At 70.9% G+C, this 14,850-nt stretch carries 9 protein-coding genes; 6 read left to right on the top strand and 3 right to left on the bottom strand.

The window, feature by feature from the left end:
* Positions 1–94: 94 nt before the first annotated feature.
* A complete protein-coding gene (locus P2424_RS22225) occupies positions 95–1,636 on the top strand; it encodes a M1 family metallopeptidase (protein ID WP_276477513.1) in 1,542 nt (513 codons plus the stop codon).
* A 218-nt stretch (positions 1,637–1,854) separates the two neighbouring features.
* A complete protein-coding gene (gene hflX, locus P2424_RS22220) occupies positions 1,855–3,354 on the top strand; it encodes a GTPase HflX (protein WP_276477512.1) in 1,500 nt (499 codons plus the stop codon).
* A gap of 110 nt (positions 3,355–3,464) precedes the next feature.
* On the opposite strand, the gene P2424_RS22215 is transcribed toward hflX, so the two are convergent.
* Complete coding sequence (locus P2424_RS22215; RefSeq protein WP_276477511.1) at positions 3,465–4,667, bottom strand: hypothetical protein; 1,203 nt, start codon at positions 4,665–4,667, stop codon at positions 3,465–3,467.
* Positions 4,668–4,742: 75 nt separating this feature from the next.
* On the bottom strand, positions 4,743–5,960 hold the full coding sequence (locus P2424_RS22210; RefSeq protein WP_276477510.1) for a trypsin-like peptidase domain-containing protein: 1,218 nt from the start codon (positions 5,958–5,960) through the stop codon (positions 4,743–4,745).
* Positions 5,961–6,250: 290 nt separating this feature from the next.
* Here P2424_RS22210 and P2424_RS22205 point away from each other — a divergent pair, with 290 nt between their 5' ends.
* The 4 genes from P2424_RS22205 (at position 6,251) to P2424_RS22190 (ending at position 13,082) form a co-directional block, all read left to right on the top strand.
* A complete protein-coding gene (locus tag P2424_RS22205; protein ID WP_276477509.1) occupies positions 6,251–8,209 on the top strand; it encodes an IucA/IucC family protein in 1,959 nt (652 codons plus the stop codon).
* Between the two features lie 39 nt (positions 8,210–8,248).
* Positions 8,249–9,061: a GNAT family N-acetyltransferase gene (locus P2424_RS22200; RefSeq protein ID WP_276477508.1), complete on the top strand. Its 813-nt coding sequence runs from the start codon at positions 8,249–8,251 to the stop codon at positions 9,059–9,061.
* Between the two features lie 72 nt (positions 9,062–9,133).
* Positions 9,134–10,936, top strand: coding sequence for an IucA/IucC family siderophore biosynthesis protein (locus P2424_RS22195; RefSeq protein ID WP_276477507.1), 1,803 nt, complete (start codon positions 9,134–9,136; stop codon positions 10,934–10,936).
* Positions 10,937–11,090: 154 nt separating this feature from the next.
* Complete coding sequence (locus P2424_RS22190) at positions 11,091–13,082, top strand: ATP-dependent DNA helicase (protein ID WP_276477506.1); 1,992 nt, start codon at positions 11,091–11,093, stop codon at positions 13,080–13,082.
* Positions 13,083–13,299: 217 nt separating this feature from the next.
* Here the strand turns inward: P2424_RS22190 and lexA are convergent, their stop codons facing one another.
* A complete protein-coding gene (gene lexA, locus P2424_RS22185; RefSeq protein ID WP_276477505.1) occupies positions 13,300–14,109 on the bottom strand; it encodes a transcriptional repressor LexA in 810 nt (269 codons plus the stop codon).
* Positions 14,110–14,850: the final 741 nt, after the last annotated feature.

Below are 14,850 nucleotides of genomic sequence, written 5' to 3'. Positions count from 1 at the left end.
CGGGCCGCGCGGGCGGAGGCGCGGCACGTCCCCTTTCGGGTGGAGAGGCCCCGAGCCGGGCGGGACGCGGCCCGCTGGCTGGTAGCGATCCTGCATGGCCCTCACAGCCCTCACCCGCGCATCGGCCGGACGGCGCTGCGCCGTCGCCGGCACGGTCGCGGCCACCGCGCTCGCCCTGGTCGGCGCAGCCCTTCCGGCGCCCCGGCCGGTCGGCATCGGCGACCACCTCTTCCCACAGCTCGGCAACCCCGGCTACGACGTCCGCAGCTACGACATCTCCTTCGACTACAGCGGTGACAACAGCAAGCCGCTCAGCGCCCGCACCGTGATCGACGCGCAGATCACCGGGCCGATGGAACGGTTCAACCTGGACTTCGCCGGCGGAGATGTACGGTCCGTGCGCGTCAACGGTCGGCCGGCGGAGTACGCGCGGGCGGGCGAGGACCTGGTGGTCACGCCGGGGGCGCCGCTGCACCGCGGTTCCTGGCTGCACATCGAGGTCCGCCACACCAGCGACCCCACCCGGAAGAACGGCGGCTGGGTGCGCACCGCGGACGGCCTCGCCATGGCCAACCAGGCCGACGCGGCACACCGGGTGTTCCCCTCCAACGACCATCCGTCGGACAAGGCCATGTTCACCTTCCGGGTGCGGGCCCCGCGCGGGCTGACCGTCGTGGCCGGCGGGCTGCCGGCCGGCCGTACCGGGTCGGCGCGGCAGACGGTCTGGACGTACCGCTCGGGGCACCCGATGGCCACCGAACTGGCGCAGGTGTCGATCGGCCGCTCCGCTGTCGTGCGCTCCACGGGACCGCACGGGCTGGCCCTGCGGCACGTCGTCCCCGCCCGGCAGCGCAAGGCGCTGGAGCCGGTGCTGAACGAGACCTCCCGGCAGATCTCCTGGATGGAGCGACGGGCCGGGAAGTACCCGTTCGAGACCTACGGGGTGCTGGCCGCCGACGCGGACTTCGGGTTCGCGCTGGAGACGCAGACCCTCTCGCTCTTCGAGCAGAACCTGCTCTCCTCGCGGCAGGTCCCGGACTGGTACCGGGAGTCACTGATGGTGCACGAACTGGCGCACCAGTGGTACGGCGACAGTGTCTCCCCACACCGCTGGACCGACCTGTGGCTGAACGAGGGGCACGCGACCTGGCACGAGTGGGCCTATGCGGAGAAGCGCGGCGGCATCCCGGTGGAGAAGCGGGTGCGGGCCTCCTACGAGCAGTCCGACACCTGGCGCGAACGCTACGGGCCGCCCGCGGCGCTCCTCCCCGCTCGCAAGAGCGGGAAGATCGAGCTCTTCACCCCGATCGTGTACAACGGCGCCGCCGTGGTGCTGTACGCGCTGCGTGCACACATGGGCGAGCAGGCGTTCGCCCGGCTGCAGCGCGCCTGGCCCCGCCGGTACCGCGATTCCAGCGCCACCACCGCCGACTTCATCGCGCTGGCCGGTGAGGTGTCCGGCCGGGACCAGAGCGGGTTCCTGAAGAAGTGGCTCTACGGGAAGACCACCCCGCCCATGCCCGGGCACCCGGAGTGGAAGCAGCAGCCGCCGCCGCGGCGCCCGGCCGGAAAGGCCGGAAAGGCGCGCGTGAGCACGGCGAGATCTCTCGAGCAGGCGCGCGCGGACGGACGGTAGCGGCTCGCGGTCCAGCGCCGGTCCGTCCGGCCCGTCCGAGTCGGCCGGGCCGGGCGAGTGGCGGCAAATACGGGTGACGCCGTCGCTGCGCCGTGCGACCATCCTTGTGGCCGCGCGGCGCAGCGCCGCCGGACCCGAGGGGCCCGCTCACGCCGGGAATCTTCCGCGCCGCTGCGACGTTGTTCGGTACGCAACAGTCCGTCGACCTAAGGATCCACTTGACCCACTCCTCTTCCCTTCCACAGAACGGCCAGCGCACCGCCACGACGAACCGCCGAGCCGGCGCCCTGATGGAAGAGGACGTCGCTCTCGGTCATGAGCTGGACGAAAACCGTGACGGTGAGCAGCTCGACCGCTCGGAGCGTGCCGCGCTGCGGCGCGTGGCGGGCCTCTCCACCGAGCTGGAGGACGTCACAGAGGTCGAGTACCGGCAGCTGCGTCTGGAGCGCGTGGTGCTGGTCGGCGTCTGGACGTCCGGCAGCGCCGATGACGCGGAGAACTCCCTGGCCGAGCTGGCAGCCCTCGCGGAGACCGCGGGTGCGCTGGTGCTCGACGGAGTCGTCCAGCGCAGGGACAAGCCCGACGCGGCCACCTACATCGGCTCCGGCAAGGCGGCGGAGCTGCGGGACATCGTCCTGGAGACCGGTGCCGACACCGTGGTGTGCGACGGCGAACTCACTCCCGGCCAGCTCATCCACCTCGAAGACGTCGTCAAGGTCAAGGTCGTGGACCGCACGGCGCTGATCCTGGACATCTTCGCCCAGCACGCCAAGTCGCGAGAGGGCAAGGCGCAGGTGGCACTGGCCCAGATGAACTACATGCTGCCCAGGCTGCGGGGCTGGGGCCAGTCGCTCTCGCGGCAGATGGGTGGCGGTGGTTCCGGCTCGGCGGGTGGCGGTATGGCCACGCGTGGTCCTGGTGAGACCAAGATCGAGACCGACCGGCGGCGGATCCGCGAGAAGATGGCGAAGATGCGCCGGGAGATCGCGGAGATGAAAACCGGCCGCGACGTGCAGCGGCAGGACCGGCGGCGCAACAAGGTGCCTTCGGTTGCCATCGCCGGATACACCAACGCGGGCAAGTCCTCCCTGCTCAACCGCCTCACCGGCGCGGGTGTGCTGGTGGAGAACGCGCTGTTCGCCACTCTGGACCCCACCGTGCGCAAGGCGGAGACCCCCACGGGCAGGGCCTACACGCTGGCCGACACGGTCGGCTTCGTCCGGCACCTTCCGCACCACTTGGTGGAGGCGTTCCGCTCCACCATGGAGGAGGTCGGCGACGCCGACCTGATCCTGCACGTGGTGGACGGGGCACACCCCGCCCCCGAGGAGCAGCTGGCCGCCGTGCGCGAGGTCATCCGCGAGGTGGGCGCTGCCCAGGTGCCCGAGATCGTGGTCGTGAACAAGGCCGACGCAGCCGACCCGCTGGTCGTGCAGCGGCTGCTGCGCAACGAGAAGCACGCACTGGTCGTCTCCGCCCGCACCGGGCAGGGCGTCGACGAGTTGCGGGAGCTGATCGACAACGAGCTGCCGCATCCTTCCGTGGAGCTGGAGGTGCTGCTTCCCTACACCGAGGGCAAGCTGGTCTCCCGGGTGCACTCCCAGGGCGAGGTCCTCTCCGAGGAACACGTCGAACAGGGAACCCTGCTCAAGGCGCGGGTGCACGAGGAGCTCGCCGCGGAGCTGCGCGGGTTCCAGCCGCTGGCCGCACGGCCGTAGCAGCGCGTACCGCACCGGAACGACAACGAGGGCCGTCCCTCCCGGAGACCGGGAGGGACGGCCCTCGTCCGATGTGCGCCGGGCGCGCCGGGACGGCGTGCCCGACAGGGTCAGCCCTTTTTGCTCGCGGCGTCGAAGACCGCCTTGGCGGTCGCGCCCAGCCGCGGTCCCGCCAGCCAGGTGGCCGGGTGCGGGCCGATGGAGTTGACCGAGATCAGCTCGGGCTTGCCGCCGGAGCCCTTGATCAGCCAGGCACCGCCGGAGGAACCGCCCGTCATGGTGCAGCCGATGCGGTACAGCGCGGGCTGTTGCGGGTCGATCGTCAGCGCGCCCGGCCGGTCGGTGCAGGAGTACATCCTGGCTCCGTCGAAGGGCGGAGCCGCCGGGTAGCCGTAATTGCTGACACCCTTGATCCGGGAGGACGAGGGCGCGTGGAAGTTGACCTTGATGGCGTTGCCGACGGTCTCCTCCAGTGATTTGCCCGACTTGTTCACCGGCTCCACGCGCAGCACAGCGAAGTCCTGCTGGGAGCCGCCGCCCCCGGACTTGGCGCCCTTCTGGATCCAGTAGTTGCTGGTCTGGGCCCACTTCACCCACCACTGACCGTACGGCGCCACCTCCTGCGGCGGGGCGCTGTTGACCGCGGGCATGGAGCGGCCCTTGTCGTTGAAGGCCGGGATGAAGGTGATGTTGCGCAGCCAGCCGCCGCTCCTGCCGGAGTGGACGCAGTGCCCGGCGGTGGCCACCAGATTGGACTTGCCCGGATGGCGCGGATCCTTGACGACCGTGCCGGAGCAGACCATCGGGCCCTCCGGAGTGTCCATGAAGACCTTGCCGGCGGGGGCCGCGTTCCGGGTGTACGGGGTCTTGACGGCCTGCGCCTTGACCGGGCGCGGTTCCGCGGTATTGGCGGCGCCCGAGGTGCTTTCGATGTCCTTCGGGACGTTCTTCTCGTTGTCCTCGGCCTTCTTCATCCGCCCCAGGTCCCAGTGACCCTTGATATAGGGGTTGGCGAAGTCCTCGGCCTCGCGCACCCACTGGTCCTTGTCCCAGTTCTTCCAGGCGCCCTTCTTCCACCCCTCGAGGTCCTTCATCGACGTGGGCAGGTCCTTGGGCAGCTTGTCGGGGAGACCGATCCTGTCCTTCCCGTCGTCGCCGCCCTGAGCGGAATCGGAAGCGGCGGGCTTGGCGTCCGCCTTCTTGCCGGAGTCGTCGTCACCCGAGCATGCGGTGGCGGTGAGGGTGAGTGTCGCCGCGAGCGCCGCGGTGACCAGAACCGGACGTCCGCGTCCGGACCTGCGTAGGCGTGGCATGATCCGAGGTTCCCCTGATGATCCGTACGAGAGGTGGGCCTGGCGCGTACGGCGTTCTTCGGGCCGCATCGGTGCTCAGCTCTCCTTGCTGATCGTGTCGAAGACGGCCTTGGCCTCCTTGCCGAGGCGGGCACCGGCCAGCCAGTCGGCGGTGATCGGGCCGATGGAGGTCACGGAGAGCAACCGGGTGCCCGAGGAGTCCAGCCAGGGGCCGCCGGAGGAACCGGCCGTCATGGTGCAGCCGATGCGGTACATCGAGGGCTGCTGCGGGTCGATCGTCAGTCGGCCCGGCTTGTCGTCGCAGCGGTACATCCGGGAGCCGTCGAAGGGCGGTGCGGCCGGGTAGCCCACGGCGCCGAGGCTCTTGATGGACTTGACCCGCGGCGTGGTGAAGGTGGCCTGCAGTGCGCCGCCGGCCTTCTCCTCCAGCGAGGCGCTGCTTTTGTCCTCGGGCTGGACCTGGAGCACGGCGAAGTCCTGCTGGGCGCCCTTGCCGCCGCGCTCGGCGCCGTTCTGGATCCAGTGCTTGGTCGTCCGGGCGCGCTTGGCCCACCAGATGCCGTCGGGGGCGACCTGGCTCTGCGACGCGGTGGCGAGCTGCTTGTTCGACAGTCCGGTGGGGTTGTAGTCCGGCACGAAGACCACGTTGCGGTACCAGCCCTTGCCCGCCCCGCCGTGCACGCAGTGCCCGGCGGTGGCCACCAGGTTGGACTTGCCCGGATGGCGCGGGTCCTTCAACACGGAGCCGGAGCAGACCATGGCCCCCTTCGGCGTGTCCATGAACACCTTGCCGACAGGCAGATCGTCCTTGGTGTAGGGCGTCTTGACCGCGGCGGCCTTGACCGCCTCCGGCTTCGGGTCGGTGACACCCTCGTCCTCGCCGGTGCCGTCGCTGCCGCCGCTGGGGCTGTCGTCGATGTCCGAGTCGTCGACCTTGCGGTCGTTCCCGTCCGCGTCCTTCATGCGGTCCGGGTCCCACAGGTCGTCGATGATCGGGTTGAAGAACTCCTTGGCTTCCTTGAGCCACTTGTCCCGGTCCCAGTTCTTCCAGGCGCCGTTCTTCCAGGCGTCCAGGTCGTCCAGGGAGGTCGGGAGATCCTTCGGGAGGTCGTCGGGGAGCCCCAGGTCCTTCTTGACGTCGCGGCTCGCCTCCTGCGAGGAGGCCGAGTCGGCCTTGGCGTCGGCTTTGTCGTCCTCCGGACCGCAGGCGGTGGCAGTGACCGCCAGCACGGCGGCGACCGCTGCCGCGGCCAGCGCCGGACGGCGCCGAGCGGACCTGGCTATCGATGGCATGGCTGAACTCCCCCTGAAGTGGAACTTGTGCCTGTTGACTTGTCATGCACCTCGCCGGGTGAGGGCGGCCCCCACTATGCCCGGTGGTGTTCGGGACGGGCACAGCAGGGTCCGCGGTTCCCCGGGGCGCACGACCTCCACACGCGCCCTCAAGTGCTCCGCATGCCACGGCGACCGTGGAGGGGACTTCACCCAGGCCGTGTTCGGGGGCCGTTCACCTCGTTGGTACGTAAGGGGGACAGTGGCTCGCTGCCCGGCGCGCCCGGTCGACACCAGCGGAGGAGACTTCAGTGAACGCGCGCTCCGGAGCCGACGAGCCGACGGAACCGGTCCGTCGGAGGCTCGCCGACCTGATCGAGCCGACGGTCCCCCAGCAGGAGCGCCGTCTCGCGCCTTCCGACCAGGAGTCCCCCCGGCGCCACGCATGCATGCCGCGTCGCGATCCGCTGGAGAACCCGGATCCCCGCGCGGCGGCCGACGCGGCCGCGGTCGAGAACCTGCTGCGCTGCTGGGTCCGCGAGACCGCCCCCGAAGCCCCGCGGGACGGAGTGCTGCGCATCCCGCTGTCCGCCAGCGGCACCGCGCTGCTGGTTCCGGTACGGCACTGGTCGCCCGTCGGATGGCACCGTTTCGACCCGCCGCATCTGGAGGGCGCGCCGGATGGCGCCGCCCCGCTGCAGGCCGTCGCGGTCGCCGCCCTGATCGGACGCGAGGCCGCGCACGCCGCCCGGAACCCCGGCTCCGCCGGGGGCGCGGCCGAGGGCGCGGGAGCCGCGGAGAACGCCGCCCTCGTGGGCCGGGTCGCCGACTCCGTGCAGCGCACCGCGCGGTTCCTCGCCGACAGGCGCGACCATCCCGCGCCCCCGCCCGGCACCGGGCCGTTCCTCGACGGTGAGCAGGCGCTGCTCTTCGGTCACCCCCTGCACCCCACCCCCAAGAGCCGCGAGGGCCTCTCCGACGCGGAGGAGGGCGTCTACTCGCCCGAACTGCGCGGCAGCTTCCCGCTGCACTGGATGGCGGTGCACCGTTCGGTCCTCGCGGGGGACTCCGCCTGGACCGACCGCGGCAAACCCGTACCGGTCACCCAGCTCGCGCTGCGCCTGAGCGGGCGCGCCCTCGCCGGCCGCCTCCCCGAGGAATGCGTACCGGTACCCCTGCACCCGTGGCAGGCCCGGGAGGTACAGCACAACCGCATGGTCCGGGCCCTGCTGGACGTCGGACTCCTGCACGACCTCGGTCGGACGGGGGAGAGCTGGAGCCCCACCTCCTCGGTGCGCACCGTCTTCCGGGCGGACAGCAACGCGATGCTCAAGCTCTCGGTGGGGCTGCGCATCACCAACTCGCGCCGCGAGAACCTCCGCAAGGAACTGCTGCGCGGTGTGGAGATGCACCGGCTGCTCCGCGGCGGTCTCGGCCGCGCCTGGCGCGCCGCCCATCCCTGCTTCGACATCGTGCGCGACCCCGCCTGGCTCGGCGTCGACGTCCCCGGGGAAGGACGCGTGCCCGGCTTCGACACCGTCGTACGGCACAATCCCTTCGGCGCGGGCGAGGACGCCGTGTGCGTCGCCGGACTGACTGCGCCCGTCCCCGCCCCTCACGTGCCCGGAAACCCCGGTTCCTCCGACGCGTTGCTCTCCCGGCTCGGAGCCGTGGTGCACGCGCTCGCCCGGCACACCAGGCGGCCGGTCGGCGCGGTGGCCGCCGAGTGGTTCCTGCGCTATCTGGACACCGTGGTGGGGCCGATCCTCTGGCTGGACGCGCACGGAGGCATCGCCCTCGAGGCCCACCAGCAGAACACCCTCGTACTCCTGGACGCACACGGCTGGCCCGCGGGCGGACGCTACCGGGACAACCAGGGGTACTACTTCCGCACCTCGCACCGGGACGCACTCACCCGCCGGCTGCCCGGCCCGGAGCTGGGGGTGGAGAGCGACACCTTCGTCGCGGACGACGTCACCGACGAACGCTTCGCCTACTACCTGGGCATCAACAACATTCTCGGACTCATCGGCGCGTTCGGCGCCCAGCAGCTCGCGGACGAAACGGTGCTGCTCGCCGCGCTCCGTCGCTTTCTGCAGGATGCGGCACGTCAGGACCCCGCCTCCCCGCTGCCCGCGCTGCTGCTCGACTCCCCGACGCTGCGTTGCAAGGCGAACCTGCTCACCCGGTTGCACGGTATGGACGAGCTCGTCGGCCCGGTCGACACCCAGTCCGTCTACGTCACCCTCGACAACCCGCTAGCCCCCTGACCCCTGGCCTCCGGCCTCCCCAGGAGAGGAGACGTCGTCATGCCGCACCCTCAGCCGGGCTCCGCGCCACCTGCCGGAACCGCCGAAGCGGAACCGGTGGAGTCCGGCGCCACCCGTAGCGACGATCACCTCACCGCCTCCGACCGGGACGCTGACGCCTCCGCCCGGGACTCCGCCGCGCACCGGTCCGGTCGGCCGGGGCCGTACCGCGCCGCGGCCGCATCGGACCGAACCGCTGCCGGGCTGTCCTGCGCCGACGGGAACACCGCCCCTCAGCGCGCCGATCCCCTCGACGCTCCCGGAAGCTGGCCCGCGGTCCCGACCGGGGCCGGCCTCTTCCGGCTCGTACCGGTCGGGCTCCCCGGCGATCTGCCGCTGCTCACCGGTTGGATGAACGACCCGGTGGTGGCAGCCTTCTGGGAGCTCCCCGGACCCGAGCGGGTGACCGAGGCGCATGTGCGGCCCCAGCTGGACGGCGACGGGCGCAGTGCTCCCTGTCTCGGGGTTCTCGACGGCGTGCCCATGAGCTACTGGGAGCTCTACCGCGCCGACCTCGACCCGCTCGCCCAGTACTGCCGGGTGGGGCCGCACGACACGGGGGTGCATCTGCTCCTCGGCGGCACGGCGCACCGCGGAAGGGGTCTGGGCACGCTGCTGCTGCGCACGGTCGCCGACCTCGTCCTGGCGCAGCGCCCGCGGTGCATGCGCGTCCTGGCCGAGCCCGACGTGCGCAACGCCCCCTCGCTCGCCGCGTTCCTCGGCGCCGGGTTCCGGCGCAGTGCCGAGATCGAGCTCCCCGGCAAGCGCGCGGCCCTGATGGTGCGGGACCGCGAGCCGCGCCGCGCGCGCTGACCCGGTGGCCGCTGCCGTGTGCCGTGCGGCCACCGCCCTCTGAATCCACGCCTCCCGCAAGGAGCAACCTCCGTGTCCCGAACCTCCTCCTCGTCCTCCTCACATGACGTAGCCCCGCTATCCGTCCCCGCCGGCCTGGAGAGAGGGCCGGAGCACTGGGCCCGTGCCTCCCGGCGGCTGCTGGCCAAGCTGATCGCCGAGTTCTCCTACGAGGAGATCCTCCAGCCGCAGTCCGCGCCCGGTGGCGCGCCCGGCTGCTATGCCCTCCCCGTGGACGAGGAGCTCACCGTCCGCTTCCGGGCCCGCCGCGGCGCCTACGGACACTGGAGCGTCGACGCCTCCTCGATGGAGCCGGCTCCGGATCCGCTGAGCTTTGTCTCCCGGGCCGGCACCCTGCTGGGGCTCAGCGGTGAGACGGCCGGCCACTACCTCCGCGAACTGACCGCCACACTCACCGCAGACGCCGGGCTGCTGTCCTCCGAACTGCCCGCCACCGCCCTGGCCTCGCTGGGCTACGCCGAACTGGAGGGGCACATGACCGGACACCCCTGGCTGGTGGCCAACAAGGGACGGCTCGGCTTCTCCGGAAGCGACGCCACGCACTGGGCGCCCGAGGCCCGCACGGCGCAGCCGCTGCCCTGGCTCGCCGTGCACCGGCGGCTGGCGCAGTACCGCGGCACGCCGCGGCTCGCCGACGCGGGGGAGCTGTACGCACGCGAGCTGGGCGAGGAGACGCGCGCCGCTTTCCGGGAGCGGCTGATCTCGCGCGGACTGGTGCCCCAGGACTACCTCTGCATGCCCGTGCACCCCTGGCAGTGGGACGAGACCGTCGTGCCGCTGTTCGCCGCGCAGGTGGCGGCGCAGGAGATCCTTCCGCTGCCGACCGACGGAGACCTGCGGCTGCCCCAGCAGTCCATCCGCACGTTCCTCAACGTCAGCAGGCCCGACCGGCACACCGTCAAGCTGCCGCTCGCCATCCTCAACACGCTCGTGTGGCGCGGGCTGCCCACCGACCGCACGCTCGCCGCGCCGTCCGTCACCGGCTGGGTGCAGGGACTGCGGGACCAGGATCCGTTCCTCGCCGAGGAGTGCCGGGTGATCCTGCTGGGCGAGGTGGCCTCGGTGGGCGTCCCGCACCCGGTGTACGAGCCGCTCGGCGACGTGCCCTACCAGTACCGTGAACTGCTCGGCTGCATCTGGCGCGAGCCGCTCGCCCCGCTGCTCGACTCCGACGAGCGGGCCCGCACGCTCGCCTCGCTGATCCACACCGACGCGAACGGCAACTCCCTCACCGCCGAACTGGTGGCGCGCTCGGGCCTGGAGCCCCGGATCTGGCTCAGGCACCTTTTCGCGGCGCTGCTGCCGCCGCTGCTGCACTTTCTGTACCGCTACGGCACCGTCTTCTCGCCGCACGGCGAGAACGCCATCGTGGTCTTCGACGAGCACGACGTCCCGACCCGTCTGGCGATGAAAGATTTCGTGGACGACGTCAACGTCAGTGCCGAGCCGGTTCCCGAGCTCGATTCCATGCCGGGGGACGTGCGGGGGGTGCTGCTGAGCGAACCTCCCGCGTTCCTGACGCAGTTCATCCACTCGGCGCTCTTCGTGGGGGTCTTCCGCTATCTCGCTCCGCTGTGCGAGGTGCAGCTCGGGGTGAGCGAGCGCGATTTCTGGTCACTCGTAAGGGCCGAGATCGATCGCTATCACGCCCGTTTCCCGGTGCTGAAGCCCCGGTTCGAGACGTTCGACCTGCTGACGCCGCGCATCGAACGCCTCTGCCTCAATCGCAACCGACTGCACGCGGACGGCTACCGCGACAGGGCCGAGCGCCCGCACGCGGCCGTACACGGGACGGTGCGTAATCCGCTGCACTGAGAAGGAGAGCACTCCCTGGGGGATCGGACCGAGCGTCTCCATGCGGACACGGAGCGCTCCCGTTCGAGCTGATCCGATCATGGCCGGAAGGAACCGTGCGCGCAAGAAAGCAGCCGAGCGGAGTGTCAGTGGCGCCGCGTAAGGTGTCGGGTCTATGAGCAAGCCCGCCGTCACCGAACTCCTCCAGGCCGCCGTCACCGCCGTCAAAGGCACGGAACGCCCAGGTCAGGCCGCTATGGCCGAGGCAGTGGCCGAGGCTGTCGAAGACGGCCGCCACCTCCTCGTGCAGGCGGGTACCGGAACCGGGAAATCCCTCGGCTACCTGGTCCCCGCGCTGGCCCACGGAGAGCGGGTCGTGGTGGCCACCGCCACGCTCGCGCTCCAGCGGCAACTGGTCGAGCGCGACCTGCCGCGTACTGTCGAGGCCCTCCATCCGCTGCTGCGACGCCGCCCGGAGTTCGCCATGCTCAAGGGGAGGTCGAACTACCTGTGTCTGCACCGACTCCATGAGGGAGTGCCGCAGGAAGAGGAGGACGGCCTCTTCGACCCCTTCGAGAGCGCGACCCCCACCTCCAAGCTCGGTAAGGACCTGCTGCGGCTGCGTGACTGGTCGGACGAGACGGAGACGGGTGACCGGGACGACCTCAAGCCCGGCGTCTCCGACCGCGCCTGGGGCCAGGTCTCCGTCTCCTCCCGCGAGTGCCTCGGAGCGTCCAAGTGCGCGTACGGTGCCGAATGCTTCGCGGAGGCTGCACGGGAGCGGGCCAAGCTCGCCGATGTGATCGTCACCAACCACGCGCTGCTGGCCATCGACGCCATCGAGGGCGCTCCCGTGCTCCCCGGCCACGAGGTGCTGATCGTCGACGAGGCGCACGAGCTGGTCTCCCGGGTCACAGGGGTGGCCACCGGCGAGCTGACTCCCGGCAGCGTCAACCGCGCGGTGCGCCGCGTCGCCAAGCTGGTGGACGAGAAGGCGGCCGATCAGCTCCAGACCGCCTCCGAGTCCTTCGAACGGCTGATGGAGCTCGCCCTGCCGGGTCGGCTGGAAGCCGTCCCGGAGGACCTGGAGTACGCCCTGATGGCCCTGCGCGACGCCGGCCGCAACTGTCTCAGCGCGCTGGGCAACACACGGGACTCCTCGGTCCAGGACGAGGACGCGGTCCGCAAGCAGGCCAAGGCGGCTGTCGAGAACATCCACGATGTCGCCGAACGCATCCTGGAGCACTCCGAGTTCGATGTCCTCTGGTACGAGCGGCACGAGCGGTACGGAGCCTCGCTGCGGGTGGCACCGCTGTCGGTATCCGGGCTGCTGCGCGAGAAGCTCTTCACCGACCGCTCCGTCATCCTGACCTCCGCCACGCTCAAACTGGGCGGGAACTTCAACGGGGTCGGCGCCTCACTCGGCCTCGCGCCGGAGGGGATCAGGGGGACCGATGCCGAAGGCAAGGCCGAGGACGACGAGGTGCCCGTGTGGAGCGGGCTGGACGTCGGTTCCCCGTTCGACTACCGCAAGCAGGGCATCCTCTACGTCGCCGGACACCTGAATCCCCCCGGTCGGGACGTCCAACGCAGCGACATGCTCGATGAGCTCGCCGAGCTGGTGGAAGCGGCGGGCGGCCGCACTCTGGGGCTCTTCTCCTCCATGCGGGGTGCGCGGGCCGCCGCGGAGGAACTGCGCGGCAGGCTGGGGCTCCCCATCCTGCTCCAGGGCGAGGAGACGCTCGGGGAGCTCATCAGACGTTTCGCGGACGATGCGGAGACCTGCCTGTTCGGCACCCTGTCCCTGTGGCAGGGGGTGGACGTCCCGGGGCCGAACTGCCAACTGGTGGTGATGGACAGGGTGCCGTTCCCGCGCCCCGACGATCCGCTGATGAGCGCCCGGCAGAAGGCCGTGGAGGAGTCGGGCGGCAACGGCTTCATGGCGGTGGCGGCAACGCATGCGGCGCTGCTGATGGCCCAGGGCGCCGGTCGACTGGTCCGCGCGACCGGGGACCGCGGTGTGGTCGCGGTGCTGGATCCGCGCCTGGAGCGGGCGCGCTACGGCGGCTTTCTGCGGACTTCGATGCCCGACTTCTGGTACACGACGGACCGCAACCAGGTCCGCCGCTCCCTTTCGGCCATCGACGAGGCAGCCAAGAAGGCGTAGCCGAGTCTCTGCGCCGCACGAGCGAGGAGGGGAGCAGGAAGGGCCCCCGGGGGTCTGCTGTTGCTCAGCGGTTCTCTTCGACTCTCGGCACGACGGCGGGCCGCCGGTCCCGAAATGGGGGAACCAGCGGCCCGTAGCCTTCGGGCGGCGGCGAGCAGGCGCGGTCAGCGAGCGTGTGGCTGCCTCGCTGCCTGTCGGTCGTGCGCCGGTGCGGTGATCACACCCTGCGGAGGACGGCGACGACCTTGCCGAGGATCGTCGCGTCGTCGCCGGGGATCGGCTGGTACGAGGAGTTGTGCGGCAGCAGCCACACGTGCCCGTCCTCGCGCTTGAAGCGCTTCACGGTGGCCTCGCCGTCCAGCATCGCGGCGACGATGTCGCCGTTCTCCGCGACGGGCTGGCGCCGGACGGTGACCCAGTCGCCGTCGCAGATCGCGGCCTCGACCATGGAGTCGCCGATGACCTTCAGGACGAAGAGCTCGCCGTCGCCGACCAGTTGGCGTGGCAGCGGGAAGACGTCTTCGACCGATTCCTCGGCGAGGATCGGACCACCCGCGGCGATACGGCCCACCAGCGGGACGTAGGAGGCGGACGGCTTTCCGGCGGTGTCGGTGGCCGCCTGCGTGCTGCTCGGCGCGTCGGAGCCACGTACCTCGTAGGCGCGTGGGCGGTGCGGGTCGCGGCGGAGAAAGCCCTTCCGCTCCAGGGCCATCAACTGGTGGGCCACCGAGGAGGTGCTGGAGAGTCCGACGGCCTGACCGATTTCGCGCATGGACGGCGGGTAGCCGCGCCGCTGCACCGAATCCCGGATCACCTCGATCACCCGGCGCTGCCGATCGGTCAGCCCCGAACTGTCCGCGCGGATGCCTGGAGGTCGTCCTGGAAGCGAACGCTTCGCTTGTTGGCCGTCCGGAATCTCCGCGGTCATGGCGTCATTCACCGACTGAATTTCGTCAATGGGCTGAGCTGTTGCCTGAGCTGCGCGATTCTGGGAGGTGATGGTGGCGCTGTCTGCGGTTGTGGTCACGTCGGCCCCTCTCGAGAAGTTCTCCCTAGCTGGACAACGGTAGTTGGTTTCGAAAGGTTGCGCCAAACACACGTTCGAGTGAAAATCCGCAGTTCACCTGACTTCTACCGCTCGATGGGTGTATAGGTCGCGCCATCCGGCTCGGCGGGAGCGGCGGGCGTTTCGAAGGGCCGCAGATCTCCGATGCCCCCGTCTTTCTGCTGCGTCAACGGTATGCACTCGCCCGTCGCTGCCGTGGCCGGGGCCCTCCGGCAGGTCCGTCCCGCAGCGCGGGCAGGGGGTGGCCGGCTGTGTCTCGGTGTGGCGATTTCCAGCCGTTTTCCGGCCCTGCCTGTCGCTGTCCGTAATCGCTGTGCTCGGTGAACTCCTGCCTTCGCGGCGCGGCGGTTCCGGGGCCCGTCGCCGCCGCTGCTCGCACCGCCGCCGGTCCTCATGTTCCGGTGGCCCCGGCACGGGATGCGCCGCTGCTGTCCGGCACAGTCTCGCAGGCGTCCCCCAGGAGCCTTCCGGCGGCCCGCTTCGCGTAGGGTCGTGGGCTGTGTCGGACGACGACACGCGTCGTGACCGTCTTGCCTCTCGGCCACCAGATCTAGTGGTTTGATGAGCGCGCGCCACCAGAAGTTGTGTCCCCGGGTGCTCATGCCGCAGGGATGTCGCCTATGCTGGAGGCCAGTCGAGGGGCCTCTGTGACGGGGGCGCCGCGACGTGATCAGTTATGCACGGTGAGGGTTCTGCGGGCCC

Origin of the sequence: Streptomyces sp. WMMB303 (genome assembly GCF_029351045.1) — a bacterium.
Lineage (GTDB): Bacteria > Actinomycetota > Actinomycetes > Streptomycetales > Streptomycetaceae > Streptomyces.
The sequence above is the reverse complement of the archived record's forward strand: the minus strand, read 5'-3'. Positions and strand labels throughout refer to the sequence as shown.